20 protein-coding genes are annotated in these 14,789 nt (G+C 33.4%); 17 read left to right on the top strand and 3 right to left on the bottom strand.

Annotated features, from left to right (window positions below; genetic code table 11):
* The first annotated feature begins 32 nt into the window (after positions 1–32).
* The 5 genes from LB941_RS01715 (at position 33) to LB941_RS01695 (ending at position 2,854) form a co-directional block, all read left to right on the top strand.
* Positions 33–446, top strand: coding sequence for a hypothetical protein (locus LB941_RS01715; protein WP_253358983.1), 414 nt, complete (start codon positions 33–35; stop codon positions 444–446).
* Between the two features lie 369 nt (positions 447–815).
* Positions 816–1,337 carry a GNAT family N-acetyltransferase gene (locus LB941_RS01710; protein ID WP_253358981.1) on the top strand — a complete coding sequence of 174 codons (522 nt, stop codon included), beginning with the start codon at positions 816–818 and terminating at the stop codon, positions 1,335–1,337.
* Positions 1,338–1,510: 173 nt separating this feature from the next.
* Positions 1,511–2,206, top strand: coding sequence for a class I SAM-dependent methyltransferase (locus tag LB941_RS01705; RefSeq protein ID WP_253358971.1), 696 nt, complete (start codon positions 1,511–1,513; stop codon positions 2,204–2,206).
* Entirely contained in the window at positions 2,167–2,550 is a 384-nt protein-coding gene (locus tag LB941_RS01700) for an SAP domain-containing protein (RefSeq protein WP_253358969.1), read from the top strand. Before LB941_RS01705 ends, LB941_RS01700 begins: the two co-directional genes overlap by 40 nt.
* A complete protein-coding gene (locus LB941_RS01695) occupies positions 2,537–2,854 on the top strand; it encodes a hypothetical protein (protein ID WP_253358967.1) in 318 nt (105 codons plus the stop codon). Before LB941_RS01700 ends, LB941_RS01695 begins: the two co-directional genes overlap by 14 nt.
* 271 nt (positions 2,855–3,125) lie before the next feature.
* Here LB941_RS01695 and LB941_RS01690 read toward each other — a convergent pair whose 3' ends face one another.
* Entirely contained in the window at positions 3,126–3,593 is a 468-nt protein-coding gene (locus LB941_RS01690) for a DUF6773 family protein (protein ID WP_253358966.1), read from the bottom strand.
* A gap of 3 nt (positions 3,594–3,596) precedes the next feature.
* Positions 3,597–3,791: a helix-turn-helix transcriptional regulator gene (locus LB941_RS01685; protein WP_253358965.1), complete on the bottom strand. Its 195-nt coding sequence runs from the start codon at positions 3,789–3,791 to the stop codon at positions 3,597–3,599.
* Between the two features lie 181 nt (positions 3,792–3,972).
* Between LB941_RS01685 and LB941_RS01680 the strand changes: the two genes are divergently transcribed.
* From LB941_RS01680 to LB941_RS01645, 8 genes are all read left to right on the top strand, one after another.
* Complete coding sequence (locus LB941_RS01680; protein WP_253358964.1) at positions 3,973–4,332, top strand: helix-turn-helix domain-containing protein; 360 nt, start codon at positions 3,973–3,975, stop codon at positions 4,330–4,332.
* Positions 4,322–4,675 carry a PH domain-containing protein gene (locus LB941_RS01675; protein WP_253358963.1) on the top strand — a complete coding sequence of 118 codons (354 nt, stop codon included), beginning with the start codon at positions 4,322–4,324 and terminating at the stop codon, positions 4,673–4,675. The genes LB941_RS01680 and LB941_RS01675 overlap by 11 nt, the downstream gene beginning before the upstream one ends.
* A gap of 240 nt (positions 4,676–4,915) precedes the next feature.
* The gene (locus LB941_RS01670; protein ID WP_253358962.1) at positions 4,916–5,332 is read left to right on the top strand and encodes a MarR family winged helix-turn-helix transcriptional regulator; all 417 of its coding nucleotides are present in this window, start codon (positions 4,916–4,918) and stop codon (positions 5,330–5,332) included.
* Positions 5,333–5,353: 21 nt separating this feature from the next.
* A complete protein-coding gene (locus LB941_RS01665; RefSeq protein ID WP_253358961.1) occupies positions 5,354–6,028 on the top strand; it encodes a YczE/YyaS/YitT family protein in 675 nt (224 codons plus the stop codon).
* Between the two features lie 132 nt (positions 6,029–6,160).
* Positions 6,161–7,357: a trans-sulfuration enzyme family protein gene (locus tag LB941_RS01660; RefSeq protein ID WP_253358959.1), complete on the top strand. Its 1,197-nt coding sequence runs from the start codon at positions 6,161–6,163 to the stop codon at positions 7,355–7,357.
* Positions 7,358–7,484: 127 nt separating this feature from the next.
* A complete protein-coding gene (locus LB941_RS01655) occupies positions 7,485–8,072 on the top strand; it encodes a pentapeptide repeat-containing protein (protein WP_253358956.1) in 588 nt (195 codons plus the stop codon).
* 104 nt (positions 8,073–8,176) lie between these two features.
* A complete protein-coding gene (locus tag LB941_RS01650) occupies positions 8,177–9,217 on the top strand; it encodes a zinc-dependent alcohol dehydrogenase family protein (RefSeq protein WP_253358954.1) in 1,041 nt (346 codons plus the stop codon).
* Between the two features lie 121 nt (positions 9,218–9,338).
* Positions 9,339–9,629, top strand: a complete 291-nt coding sequence (locus LB941_RS01645) for a putative quinol monooxygenase (protein WP_253358952.1) — start codon at positions 9,339–9,341, stop codon at positions 9,627–9,629.
* Between the two features lie 82 nt (positions 9,630–9,711).
* On the opposite strand, the gene LB941_RS01640 is transcribed toward LB941_RS01645, so the two are convergent.
* Entirely contained in the window at positions 9,712–11,475 is a 1,764-nt protein-coding gene (locus LB941_RS01640) for a DUF2207 domain-containing protein (protein ID WP_253358950.1), read from the bottom strand.
* A gap of 253 nt (positions 11,476–11,728) precedes the next feature.
* Here LB941_RS01640 and pyrH point away from each other — a divergent pair, with 253 nt between their 5' ends.
* The 4 genes from pyrH (at position 11,729) to LB941_RS01620 (ending at position 14,775) form a co-directional block, all read left to right on the top strand.
* A complete protein-coding gene (pyrH, locus tag LB941_RS01635) occupies positions 11,729–12,451 on the top strand; it encodes a UMP kinase (protein ID WP_253358949.1) in 723 nt (240 codons plus the stop codon).
* Between the two features lie 4 nt (positions 12,452–12,455).
* Positions 12,456–13,010 carry a ribosome recycling factor gene (gene frr, locus LB941_RS01630; RefSeq protein ID WP_253358948.1) on the top strand — a complete coding sequence of 185 codons (555 nt, stop codon included), beginning with the start codon at positions 12,456–12,458 and terminating at the stop codon, positions 13,008–13,010.
* Between the two features lie 188 nt (positions 13,011–13,198).
* A complete protein-coding gene (gene uppS, locus LB941_RS01625) occupies positions 13,199–13,987 on the top strand; it encodes an undecaprenyl pyrophosphate synthase (protein WP_253358947.1) in 789 nt (262 codons plus the stop codon).
* A complete protein-coding gene (locus tag LB941_RS01620) occupies positions 13,984–14,775 on the top strand; it encodes a phosphatidate cytidylyltransferase (protein WP_253358946.1) in 792 nt (263 codons plus the stop codon). The genes uppS and LB941_RS01620 overlap by 4 nt, the downstream gene beginning before the upstream one ends.
* The last annotated feature ends 14 nt before the right edge of the window (positions 14,776–14,789 follow it).

Genomic DNA, 14,789 nt, shown 5'->3' with positions numbered 1-14,789 from the left:
AGTTTGAAATGAAATTAAAAAAGGAGAATTTAATGTTCATTAAACAAATGGAATTAAAATTTCATCATATCGGCAAACCTGTTGCATTGTCGAAAATTAAAGCAAATCCGCAAACAAGATATGCAAAGATTTATGATATGTATACGTTAGATATTCAAAATGATTTTTCGCTTCCAATTCAAATGCATGCATTTGGTGATGCTTGTTCATTGGATGCAAGAATTAAAACTGAATCACATGTTGCATTTACATGTGAAAATATTGAAAAAGCATTGGCAAATCAAGAAATAATCATGCCCCTATACGAACCATTTAAGGGCTACAAATGCGCAATGATTCTTGTGAATCAGCAACCTATTGAATTAATTGAAACGACGTTGTCAGAAAGAGAAATATGGGGCGACGGAATCTTTAAGGATAGTGTCTTATACAACAAAGAGAGTTAATTTAAACAGTTTTTTTAGTAGTTACAGATATTTTATCTGATAGAAAATATATACATATATGATGGGGTCTGGGGCAAGAGTCTCAGGCTTTTTATCTTCGATATTTAGTACTTAAATAGCTAATTGCAGTTGACTTTGTAATTTTAAACTTTAGTCTATTCCGACTACACTTTTAATTCTCTCTAGCGAATCTCTTTTTGCTCTACTAACTTTTCTGCTTCCAATTAAAAATCGCTTTCTCTGGTATAATAGATATTATACGCTCTGCTAGTTGCTAAGGTTCTTATAAAACAATAGCTCTTTGAAATATAGTTGAGTAACAATTAAAAAAGCAAAATCTACATAGCAGAATAGAAAGGAACGTAATAAATGAAGCTTAGTAAATTAAAAAATCAGGATTTCCAGATGATATATGATTTAATGGAAAACAGCTTTCCAAGTGATGAATATCGCGTCTACGAGGAGCAAAAAGCCCTTTTGAATAATCCAAAATATTCAATTTATGTATTATATGATAAGTCTCAACAGATAAAGGCTTTTATTGCGGCTTGGGAATTTGCTGAATTTGGTTATATTGAACATTTTGCTGTAAATCCTGAGTATCGAAATGGTGGAATTGGTGCAGCAATGTTGCGAGAATTTATCTCACAGTCAGATAAGCTATTTTGTTTAGAAGTTGAGCCACCGACAACACAGATTGCTAACAGACGCATTAGTTTCTATAAGCGAAATGATTTTTATTTAAATGATTATCCGTATATGCAACCGCCAATGTCAAAAGGCAAGAAAAGCATTCCACTGTGCATTATGACTTCTGGACAAAATATAAATCAAGAAATGTTTAGTAAAATAAAAGAGACGCTTTATACTGAAGTTTATAATATCAAGTAACCAGCTGATATCAGCTGATTAGCGTGTGAATTATTCTTATTTGCAATGAAAAGTAAATAGTATAACATCAAGACAAATTTATATAATCAAATTTGTTAAAGCTTGAAATCTAGGTTTATGTACGATATGCTCATTTCTAGTGTACTTAAATAGTATTTTTAGGAGGAGTATTGATGAAAAAAGGAATTGATTCACCGGGGACACTAATAGGAATAGTTATCGGGGCTATTTTTGTAATAATGTGGGCAATAGGGACTATGCAGTGGTATGCATGGATAATTGCTTTATGTATGGCTTTTAGTGCGTTAACATATTTTCATACTACATGGTATGGAAAATATAAAACTGTGAAAAAAGCAGTTAGCAATTTGAAAATCGCACCAGAAGCTCAAGTCCTAGACTTAGGGACTGGTCATGGGGTGTTGTTATTAGAAGTAGCTCAGCATTTAACGATGCCAGGTAAAGTTACAGGAATTGATATTTGGAGTAAAAAAGATCAATCAAATAACTCTATTGCAGCAACAAAACAAAATATTAAGCAAGCAGGATACGAGCAAGTTACTGATTTAGTTACGGCCAATATGCTTGATTTGCCATTTGAAGATAATTCATTTGATAAAATTACGGCAAGTTTTTCGATTCATAATATTCAAAGTAAAGAAGATCGAGCTAAAGCACTAGCAGAAGTAAAGCGGGTTTTGAAACCTAACGGTCAGATTTTAATTATTGATTTGATTTTTGGACCTGAATATCAGCAAGTATTAAATGATTTAGACTTTAAAAATATTAGTTTAAAAAGTGCAGGCTATGATGGATGGTGGGGTGGCCCATGGATGATGAGTACAGTATTAACTGCAACCAAGAATTAAAGAACGAACAAGTAATAATTCCAAGTAGTTTAGAAGAATTTCAATCGAAGTACTACTATAAACAAGATTTGGTTAAAATATGTCGTAGACTAGCTTTACCAACAAGTGGAACAAAAGCAAAATTAAATCACTATCTGACGTTATATCTATCTGGAACACCCAGTAGTCAGATTAAAAAGCAATGTAAAAAGGTAAAGCACGCAACATTAACCTATGAACAGATTAATTTAGATACTAAAGTTGTTGGTTCAGGTTTTGCATTTAATGATGTTGCACGTCAATTTTTTGCAGATTATTTTGGTGTAAAAAAGTTTTCTTTTAAAAAAACAAATGGCAATTGTTAAACGTCAGGCAGAAGCAGACCATAATACCAAAATGACGGTGGCTGATTTAATCAAATTATCCAATAATCTCAAACCGCAACAGATTAAGCAAGTGGTGGAGGAAAGAACATATCAATGGAATAATTTTGTGCGTGATTTTTTTAATGATAAAGCTACGAATCAGTATACCAAGCGTCTGAAAGTAGCGGCTCTTTTATGGGAGAAAGTTCGAGAATCCAAGGCACCTAAAATATATGTTCATGCGTTATTAATACAGTACACTAGCCTTATTAACGACTATAGGAAATCCGATACTAAACATTAGTTTAATATAAATAACTATTTTTGAAGGTTACTGTTAATGTAGCTTCTGAGTGGTGATTTTTTATTGCTTTCTAAATGCTTTTATGCAGTTAATGGTTCAGATGCTGATAAAAACAATTATTTAAAATGAATATTCACAGTATATAATATTCTACGATTGCTTTTGATAAATAAAAGCCTCCTAAGACTAGATGTGAATTCTAACTTTAGGAGGCTATTATTTTAGAACAGAAATGATTAAAAAGATGCACTAGTTCAAATATGTAGTCATATTATCGTTCGTCATCAGTAGGTTCTTTTTCAAGTTTTACTTGGCGTTTTTTAGTTGTAAAGCTGAGTAAAGCCATTAAAACATAAGTTAATATGAAAGTGAAAACACCACTGAATAAGCCAGCATAGGTTGCATGAAGCCAGTCAGTTGAAAAAGAAAGATGATTATGAAAGATAGTTACAAAAGTAACAAAAAATCCTGCGATTAAAGAACATATGATATTGGTCCTAGCTCCCATTTTTAGATGACGATCAAAAATACCATTCCAAATACACATGATTGTTGAAAAAATACTTACTATAAAGAAAGTACCAACTGTGATGAGATAGCAGTATTTTATACCAACAAAAGTTGCCATAATAATATCTAAGAATATCAACCAGAAAAAAAGCCAAAAGCTATAGTGCTCAATTTTCAAAAGCTTTTGCTCTTGGCGTTCATCTAAATTGTTTTTCCATTTAAATTTCATTGTTTATTCCTCCCAAAATATTTCGTCTAGTGTTACGTTTAGTGTTTTGCAAATAGCAACGCAGAGTTTTAGTGAAGGGTTAAATTCGCCAGATTCAATTAAGCCAATGGTTTGTCTGGTAACACCCGCTTTTTTTGCTAATTCGGTTTGTGAGATATGTAGTTCTTTTCGCTTTAGTTTCATTTTTATATTTTTCATAGCTCGCTCCTTAATGCAAAGTATATCTTACATTTTATTTTTTGTAAAGTATATATTGCAATTTGTGAAATTGTTTGAAATAGGTAAGAGAATTAACCGTTTATTACCAGATATTAACATAAAACTTTTTCATGTAATATTTGTTTTTGACTGAACATTCAAAAATAAGCATAATAAGCGTATGGGTAGAAATAAAAAATTTAACACGCAAGATGTTGTTACTGATATGAGTATGATTTTTATTAAGTACGGGTACGAAGGGACATCGCTCGATGATTTGGTTAAGGAAACTGGGCTTCTACGTGGTAGTCTATATTCTGAGTTTGGGAGTAAACGTGGAATGTTTGTTGCGGCTTTAATGAAAAATATTGAAGATGATAAGGAGAGTGAAATAACTTTAAATTTAGCTATTATTGCAATGATGGAACTAACTACTCATGATAATGAAGTGAAGCAAATAATTTGCAATTGGGAGAATCAAATTGGTTCTGCAATTTTAAAAAATAGTCAAACTTTAGGAGATACTAGGGATGGAAAATAAAGTTTCGTTTAATGACAGGATGGTAGTGATTGTTCCACAAGGCTTAGATAAACTTTGGGCAGTTAAAGCTAATCTTAAAATTCCATTTGAGAAGATAAAAGGAGCAACTATTGATGATGGTATTTTAAAGGAGCTAAAAGGATTTCGAGCTCCAGGTACTTCAATTTTGGGAGTCTACTACGCAGGGACATTTTACATTAATGGTGAGAAAACTTTTTTCAATATTAAGCGGTCTAGTGAGGCTGTTGTGATTCAACTAGATAATTATGATTATGATCGTGTAATTATAGGCGTTGAAAATCCACGTGAACTGGTGGACCAAATAAATAGAGTTATTCAATAAATAAAAAAGGGAGTACATCCAAAGACAGTTGGTTTGAGAGTTTTAAAAGTGTAAACTAGATTAGGTTTAGATGAGCTAGTTTAGTGTAATCAGATAGCTTTTAGTGTATGTTTCGATATCAAATATTTGGATAAACAAAGTCTGGGCATTTAACCTCAGGCTTTTTTATTTGCAATATATACAACTGGTTGTATAATTTAGTTATCTAAGAACAACTCATAAAAGAAAGAAGAAATTTAGATGGTCAATGAATTTAATTTACAACGCCAATTAATTAAGTTGGGTAATCAGTTGAGCAATAGAAGGCAAAAAGATTTAGTTAGGCATGATCTAACAGTGAATCAATCAGCTACACTTTTATATTTTGCGGACAACCCAGGTAACCTAATTCAAGATTTAAAAGACTATTTGTGTGTTAGTCATCAAGCAGCTCAAAAAGTGGTAATGAAATTAAGAGAAAGACAACTATTAAAAACGCAGATTTCAACAAATGATAATCGAACCCATCCACTTTATTTGACACAAACAGGAGAAAGATTGGTTGAGCAATTGCAGAATAATGGGCAACTTGCAGGACAACAAGTTCTAGCTCCGTTAACAGAACTGCAAAAAAAACAACTTACAGAAATAATAACTTTATTACTGGCAGATAAGTAAAGAAAGAAGAATAGTAAGTATATGAGAAAAGTTACGTTACGAGATATTGTTTGGCGCTATATTTTACTGTTAATCGGATTGTTTTTCAATGCATTAGGGGTGTCACTTGTCACAAAAGCAGAGTTAGGAACTTCACCCTTGGCAGCTATTCCGTACAGTTTATCATTAGTTATAAGTCGTTTTTCTTTAGGACAATGGACTATTATCTTTAGTTTAGTATTAATAGTGTTCCAATTTGTTTTAGAGTTTTCAACAAAGAATTGGTCGGAAATAATGATAGAAATAATTTTTTCATTTGTTTTTGGTAGTTTAATTGATTGGACAATGTCGTGGTTAAGACATATAAATTTGCAAGATTACTGGCAATCACTGATATTACTTTTAATTGGTTGTTTTGTGATTAGCTGGGGTGCTTACTTCGAAGTAATTGCTGATGTAGCAATGTTACCTGGTGATGCATTTGTTCGTGCAATTAGTCGAAAGTTTGATGTTGAATATGGCAAGGTTAGAGTAGCATCAGATGTTTCAATGTCTGTTGTAGGGGCAATTATTTGTTTGTTCTTTTTACATGCGTTAAGCGGTGTTCGCGAAGGGACTTTGTTTTCTGCGCTAATTGTTGGTAACTTAGTTAAATTTATTCTAAACAAGGTGCAACCATTAACGGCTTTTTTATTAAATAATGCTAGATCATTGTAAAAATGAAGATATCTAATCTAATAATTTGATTAGATGACTTTTTAGAATTTTACTAGTTCTTTTCAAATTATATGTTATAATGCGATTAACATTTAATAAGAACTTATTATGATTATGCTGAGGAGGATTTTAATGGCTAAAAAAGCAGATGATTTTAAGGACTATGACATAACGACTAGAGCAATTCATACAGGGACAGCATATGACATGGAAACTGGTGCGGTAAGGCGTCCATTACATATGGCAAATAGTTTTAAGCTACCAGATGATCTTTCAAAAGTGAATTATTCGTCTACAGATTTGCTCATGTATGCACGCAATGGTAATCCTAACCAACATTGGTTAGAAGAAAAAATTGCTTCTTTGCATAATGCTGATGATGCAATCGTTCTTGCTAGTGGAGTGGGGGCATTACATGCACTTTTTTGGACTTTATTAAAATCAGGTGATCATGTTGTTTATCCTAAAGTTAGTTATATGGCGGTCTACCGGATGTTTCACGAACTTTTCAATGTGAAATTTGGCGTTGAAACTCAGATGGTTGATATGACTGATTTAAAGGCTGTTGAAAAAGCTATTACGCCAGAAACAAGGCTTGTTCATATAGAAACACCCGACAATCCAACCAATGCAGTGACAGATATTGCAGCAGTTGCAGAAATTGCGCATAAGAATGGGGCCTTGCTTTCTGTTGATAACACGTTTGCATCTCCTTTAAACCAGCATCCTCTTGAATTAGGTGCTGATTTTGTGGTAGAGTCACTAACAAAATTCGTAAATGGCCATGGCGATGCACAAGGAGGAGCAATTGTTTCCAATAATCTTAAAATGATGGATGAAATTCGTTATGAAGCGCAAGTTAATGTTGGTGCGGTAATAAGTCCTTTTAATGCATGGCAAATTTTTAGAGGTTCTGTAACATTTCCATTGCGTATGCAAAGAATTAATGAATCTTCACAAAAAATCGCAGAATGGTTAGAAAAAAGAAAGAATGTTACATTCGTTTCATATCCTGGATTAAAAAGCAATTCAAGTCATCAAATTGCTAAAAAACAGATGCATAGTGGCTATGGAGGCGTTATATCTTTTGGTGTTATGGCTGATGATAAAACGGTAGAAAAAATCTGTGCAGCTCTTAAAATTATTACATTTGCGGTTTCATTGGGGCATGATGAAAGTTTGATATTTCCACAACCTAGTTATGATGAGCGAATTAATCTGTATCCTGAAAAATTCAGAAAGGGATTTATTCGTTTTAGCGTAGGGTTGGAAGATTCTAATGACATTATAGGTGACTTAGATCAGGCATTTAAAACTGTTGGTTTGTAAGTCACGTATTTTTATATGATATTATTAAGATGAAGTCTAGGCTCCATCTTTTTTTGTAGGAGCTTAATTGTAATTTGTAGAAAATATAAATTGATTATAAAACTTTTAAGGCAGTATAGGTGATAGCATGATAGAAAATAAAAGAATTGAATTTGACAACGTAATTGAGGGGGAAAGTTATCGTTCGTGTACCTTTAGTTTCTCAAAAAACACACTGAGAATTTCTGATGTAATATTTGATAATTGTCTTTTTGACCAAGCAGATTTTAGTAATAGTGAGTGGCTTGATTGCGAATTAAAAAGATGTGATTTTTCAAACAACCACTTTGAAAATAGTGTATTTTATCGAACAAAAATAAAGCATTGCAATTTAGTCGGAGCAGATTTTTCAAATAATCTTTGGAAAGATACAACTATAAGTGAATCTAGAGCTGATTATATAAATTTTAGTGGCTCAAAGTTGACAAAATGCAGAATAGAAAACTCTAGTCTAATAGAAGCATATTTTCAAGAAGTAGTCTTTAATGGTGGTTTGAACACGAATGACTGTGATTTTAACAAGAGTAATTTTTGGAATTCTAAGTTGAAAAAAGTAAATCTTGCCAACAGTAACTTTGAAGTTCTTGATGTTAATCCTACCGATTTAAAAGGGTTAATTATCAATCAATATCAAGCTGTTAAAATTGTTCAATTGTTTGGGGTTACAGTTGAGTAGAAATTGATACTATACAAAAATTAGTGACAAGGTCGTTTAAATATTAAAATTCAGCTTATTATTGTATAATATGGGCAATTAAAAGTAATTGGAGGCATTTTTATATGAAAAAAGCAATCTTTGTTAAACCAGGAAAAATTGTACTTCAAGAAGCAGATAAACCAACGATTCAAGCACCTGATGATGTGATTATCAAAACAGTACGTGCTAGTGTTTGTGGATCAGATCTGTGGTCATATCGTGGAATAACACCCAAAGAAGAAAACAGTGATAATACTGGACATGAAGCTATCGGTGTTGTTGAGGCAATTGGTGAAGATATTACAACGGTTAAGCCGGGAGATTTTGTTATTGCACCTTTTGTCCATGGTTGTGGTCAATGTGCTGCCTGTCGCGCCGGTTTTGAGGGTGGTTGTTTAGCACATAAAGATAATTATTCAGGAGCAAATCAAGCTGAATACATTCGCTACCAACATGGTCAGTGGGCTTTAATAAAGATACCTGGTAAACCAACTGATTATACAGATAAAATGCTCGCCTCATTACAAGCCTTATCTGATGTAATGCCAACAGGTTATCATGCAGCAAGGGTCGCACAAGTGGAAAAAGGAGATACCGTTGCAGTTGTTGGCGATGGCGCTGTCGGTTTGTGTGCCGTTATTTCTGCAAAGCTACGTGGAGCAAAGCGTATCATTATTATGAGTCGCCATGCTGATAGACAAGCTTTAGCAAAGGAGTTTGGGGCAACCGATGTTGTTGAGCAACGTGGCGATGAAGGGGTTAAAAAAGTGTTAGAACTTACGCATGGTCAAGGAGCTGACGCTGTTTTGGAATGCGTTGGGACTAAGTTATCAGTTGAAACAGCATTGCAAATTGGAAGAGCGGGTGCAATTGTTGGTCGAGTGGGTGTACCTCATGATGCAATGTTTGATTTAGGAAAACTATTTTCGCGAAATGTTATTATTGCAGGTGGCCCAGCCTCAGTTACCACATATGATAAGCAATTATTATTACAAGCAGTACTTGATGGAGTGATTAATCCAGGAAAAATTTTTACTAAAACATACCCACTTACTGAAATTCAAGCAGCATATGAATCAATGGACAAGCGTGAGGTTATTAAATCGTTACTTAAAATGAATTAGAATTAAGTAGTTAGTAAAAAATAAGAGCTTTTGATATCCAATTGTTAAACATAATTTTATGTATGCGCTTGTATTTTAGAAAAAAAGATTATAAAATAGGATTATTTGGGAAGGGGGAAATATGATGATTGTTATTAATGTTCATTTGAAAGTTATTCCAGCCAAAAGAGAGGCATATCTTACATATGTAGAAAATTTGGTTAATAAATCACGTCAAGATAAAGGCAATGTTTTTTATTCACATTTAGAAGATGTGTATACTAAAAATCAGTTTTTGATTGTTGAAAACTGGGCAGATCAAGCAGCAGTAGATGCACATAATAAAACAGAACATTTGCAAGACTTCTTGAAAAATATTGGAACATACTTGGTTGAAGATTGTAAAATCAATGTAGCTGTAACAAAAGATTAAGTTTGAAGCTAGCTTATCTAATATAAAAAAGCAGTGCAAGAATCAATTTCGATTTTTGCACTGTTTTTTCTTTTTAGAAAAGTTAATTATTTTTTTTTGTTGCTTCTTGAGATGTGTTTTTTTCTGAATAATTACCTAAAGCACGTGCAATACTTGTGCTAAAGGAATCTCCAAAATCAACTGGAGCAGTGAAAAGAAGGTTGTAGTAAAAGCCTAGACCATTTTCTAGCTCCTTAACAGTAAAGTTAGCTTGCAACGCATTAATAACGCGCTTATTGTATCCAAAAGCAATCGCATAAGGTAAGACTTCTGCCCAATAGTTTAAGTCGCCGTTTGCTTTCATGTCGACTTTTCCAAGGTCGCGTATCATGTGTTTGAAGCTACGTAGTTGGGTTATTAGCTCAATTCCTTCTTTTGTGTATGGTGAATGTTTACGGTAATGCATGATATTTAAGAATATCTGTACAGCGATTAGAATTAAAGCAACAACTGTCATCCAAGGTGTATGCCAAAGATAGATACTCCAAAGTAAAAGCAGACAACTAATTGAACAAAATATTGTGGTAAAAGTTAAGTTGCCAGCAGAAGAACTATCTAGATAATGGTATGAATTTGCTTCTGTTTCGATGGCATTTTTCCATTTATCATAGATATGATCCATTTTCTTGCTTTCACGCCCGGTTTTACCATATTTACGAAGTTCATGTAAAGTAACGGTGCGTCCATTACCAACAATATTAAAGAGAAAATCAATCATATCATCACTATTAGCAAGTGAAAAATCAATTAACGTTAATTGATAGTCTTTGCGTTTTGTATTAAATTCTTCAATTGAAATTTTATTTTTAACCGCTAAGTCAAGTAAATAAGCACTTAAAGCATTATTATCAGGTGTATTGTCATTATAGATTGACTGTGCAACTGCTGCTGACATTGGTGGAATATCATATGAGAGAGCGGGATTTGTTTCTGGCCACTGTTGTTGTTGACCAGGACGGCGACGTAAATAAATAATCCATACTGCTGCACTGGCAAAAGCTAAAAGTAAAACAATACTCTGTAGAATTAACTGATTACGACTTTTATTTTGCTTATTGACGTTGTTTTGTTTTATCCAATTTTCTTCTGCTGCAATCGCTGTTTTTTTATGCTTTTTACTATTAACAAGTGTATTTGAAGAAGTTACACTTGTTGGAAATAGTACTCTTGTTTGTACTTTTGAGAAAGCTGGATTTTTCTTTAGCGTGATAGTAACACGCCCATTTTTTTTATTTACGGTTGTACTAGCCGTATTGCTGCTACGTGTCCAAGCACGCAAATTGGCAACATTTGTAGTTGGTAATTGAATTGTAATACGCACATTATGTAGGGGTACATTCCAATTAGAACCGATTATTGCCCAATTTAACTCTGCGATATCTTTCCAATTAGTTACAGCTCCGGTTATATGATAGCTATAATAAAAAGTAGTTGTTGTATTATTAGTGTCATGAAATAATTTTAGCTTTAGAGCATTATCTGTATTAATGACATCAAAAGTATTGTTTGCACCGGTTGTCGCCGCAGTCATTTGCGTTGATTGTCCATTTTGTTGAACAACGATACTAGGTTGAGTGGCAGTTATGTTTTTTCCAAGTGTTTGATTATAATAAACACCGTGAGATTTCCCCTTAAATGCATAAGTTATCTGCTGTGTTAAATCTGCTGAACCATCTTGCTGAAGATTAACATTCATATCATAATTAGTGATTGTATAATCAGCATGAACGGAACCAGTAGACAAAAATAAAAAACCAAGTAGTGCAGCTAAAATAGTTAGTAAATAACGCTTAACATTTTTTTGCATAGCACATTTCCTCCTCTTCTTTAACTCTATTATTACAAATTTTTGATAAAAATGATATAAAAAATATTTGCATTAAACTATAAAAATAGAAAAAGAGAAGCTCCTAAAATTAGATAAATATATTAATAAAACGAGAGATTGAGCTTGAAAAAAACTAGGTTTTTAATATGTATTATTTATGTTAAAATGAATATAGACAACTTTTACACAGAAATGTAGTAAATGATACACGAATTTATCTAGGAGGATTAAGATGTCTGACATTAAATATAAACGTGTCGTAATGAAATTAAGTGGTGAAGCTTTGGCAGGAAAAAAAGGTCAAGGGATTAATCCACCTGAAATTCAAAAGGTTGCTGAGGAAATTAAAGAAGTTCATGATTTAGGGGTTCAAATTGCTGTTGTCGTTGGTGGCGGTAATATGTGGCGCGGTGAAGCTGGTGCACAAATGGGAATGGAACGTGCCCAAGCAGATTATATTGGAATGTTAGGTACCGTTATGAATGCTTTAGCTTTACAGGATAATTTAGAAAAAATAGGTGTACCTACACGTGTACAAACATCTATCGAGATGCGTCAAATTGCAGAACCATACATTAGACGTAAAGCGATGCGTCATTTAGAAAAAGGTCGGATAGTAATCTTTGCAGCTGGAACTGGTTCGCCATATTTCTCAACAGATACAACAGCTGCATTGAGAGCTTCTGAAATTAACGCAGATGTTATTTTAATGGCTAAAAACGGAGTTGATGGTGTTTATTCAGCAGACCCTAAGAAAAACGAAGATGCAGTCAAGTTTGAACGCTTAACGCATATGGATGTAATTAACAAGGGTCTCCAAGTAATGGACACAACAGCATCTTCATTATCAATGGATAACGATATTCCTTTAGTTGTCTTTAACATGAATGAACGTGGTAATATTAAACGGGTTGTTGAAGGCGAAAATATTGGTACAACAGTAGAAGGGAAGTAACACTATGGATGCAATCTTGGCAGCACATAAAGAAAAAATGAAAAAAGCAGAAGAAGCATTACAGCATGAATTAGGGAATATTCGTGCTGGTCGAGCTAATGCTAGTTTGCTTAACCGAATTAATGTTGAATATTATGGGGCACCAACACCTTTGAATCAGATGGCACAAATTACTGTTCCAGAAGCTCGGGTTTTATTGATTACACCTTACGATAAAACATCATTGAAAAATGTAGAGCATGCGTTACTAGCTTCTGATTTAGGCTTGACACCAGCTAATGATGGAAGCTCAATTCGTCTAGTTATTCCACAACTAACAGAAGAAAGACGTAAAGAATTAGCTAAAGAAGTAAAAGCAACAGCCGAAAATGCCAAAGTTGCAGTGCGTAATGTTCGACGAGATATGATGGAAAGCTTAAAAAAAGCACAAAAAAATGGCGATTTAACAGAAGACGATTTACATGATTTAGAAGATCAAGCACAGAAGTTAACTGATAAATCAATTAAAAATATTGATAATATTGTAGCTGATAAAGAAAAAGAAGTGCTTCAAGGGTAGGCAACATGAAATAGTAATAACGAGGCAAGAAAACTGCAAGACATCATTTAGTTAGTGCAGAATTTTTTGTCTCGTTATTAGTTTTTTGTTACAATGATAGGAAAGTGTGTGACTAATTTAGTAATTAGTATAAATAGATTAAAGAGATGAGCAGCAATAATATTTAGTTTAGCGTGGAGGTATTGCTTGTGTTCACAAGATTTTTTAAAGAAAATGAATCAAACTCTGAGCTGACAGAAGAGCTTGATGAAAAAAATATTCCTCAACATATCGCAATTATTATGGATGGTAATGGGCGTTGGGCGCAAAAAAAACATTTACCACGAATTGCAGGGCACCGTCAAGGAATGGATGTTGTACGTGATATTACAAAAGCAGCTAGTGGTTTAGGCGTAAAAGTATTAACATTATATGCTTTTTCAACTGAAAATTGGAAGAGACCAACTGACGAAGTTGATTTTTTAATGGCTTTACCAGTACGTTTTTTCAATAATTTTGTACCTGAACTAATTGAAAATAATGTTCGTGTAAATGTAATGGGTTATAAAGATCAGTTGCCACCCAAAACACAACAAGCTGTTGCTAATGCTATTGAACAAACAGCTAAATGCACTGGGATGGTATTAAACTTTGCCTTAAATTATGGTAGTAGAGCTGAAATAATAACGGCTGTTCAAAATTTAGCAGAAAAAGCCCAAAAAGGCCAACTTACACCAAGTGAAATAACGGAAGATGTCCTTTCTAATGCGATGATGACAGCTAATCTAGCACCTTATAGTGATCCGGATCTTCTTATTCGAACTAGTGGTGAAGAACGTATTTCTAATTTTTTATTGTGGCAAATTGCCTACAGTGAATTTGTATTTACGGATGTTTTATGGCCTGATTATAAACCGAATGATTTTGTAATGGACATAGTTAAATATCAGCAGCGCAATCGACGTTTTGGCGGATTGAAAGAGGAGAATAATAAATGAAACAACGTGTTATTACGGCAGTAGTAGCTCTAATAATCTTTATACCGTTATTGATTGTTGGAGGGTTTGCTTTTAATATCTTAGTTATTGCAATGGGATTAGTTGCAACTTCTGAGTTTTTACGGATGCGTAAGAAATTACTCATCTCAACTGAAGCAATTTTATCTTTTTTAGCAATGGCTAGCTTATTGATTCCAATCAAATGGTTAGATTTTGTACCAGAACAAATGACAAATATAGGAATGTTTTATTTCTTTGTAATGTGTTTATTATTGTATACTGTAGTTTCAAAAAATAGATTTTCTTTTGATGATGCTGGGGTGCTGACCTTAGGCATGATTTATGCAGGTTTTGGATTCAATTATATGATGGCCGCACGTGAAAATGGATTATGGATTTTATTATACGCTTTGTTAATCGTGTGGATTACAGATAGTGGAGCTTACATGATAGGACGTAAATTAGGTAAGCATAAACTTGCTCCACATATAAGTCCAAATAAAACGTGGGAAGGTTCAATTGGCGGAACTGTTGTTGCAGTGGTGCTTGTAGGGATATATATGTACTTTTTCCCACAGGTTCAACTATATGATTATTTGACAATGTTGATTTTAACCTTACTTTTCTCAATTGGCGGACAGTTTGGTGATTTAGTTGAGTCAGCGTTTAAACGTCATTATAGAGTCAAAGATTCAGGCAATATATTGCCTGGACACGGTGGAATCTTAGATCGTTTCGATTCTTTACTTTTTGTATTGCCGTTGATGCATTTTGCAGGCATTATTTAGATTTGTGAGGTGAA

This window comes from Ligilactobacillus ubinensis, from assembly GCF_024160875.1.
GTDB lineage: Bacteria > Bacillota > Bacilli > Lactobacillales > Lactobacillaceae > Ligilactobacillus > Ligilactobacillus ubinensis.
The sequence above is the reverse complement of the archived record's forward strand: the minus strand, read 5'-3'. Positions and strand labels throughout refer to the sequence as shown.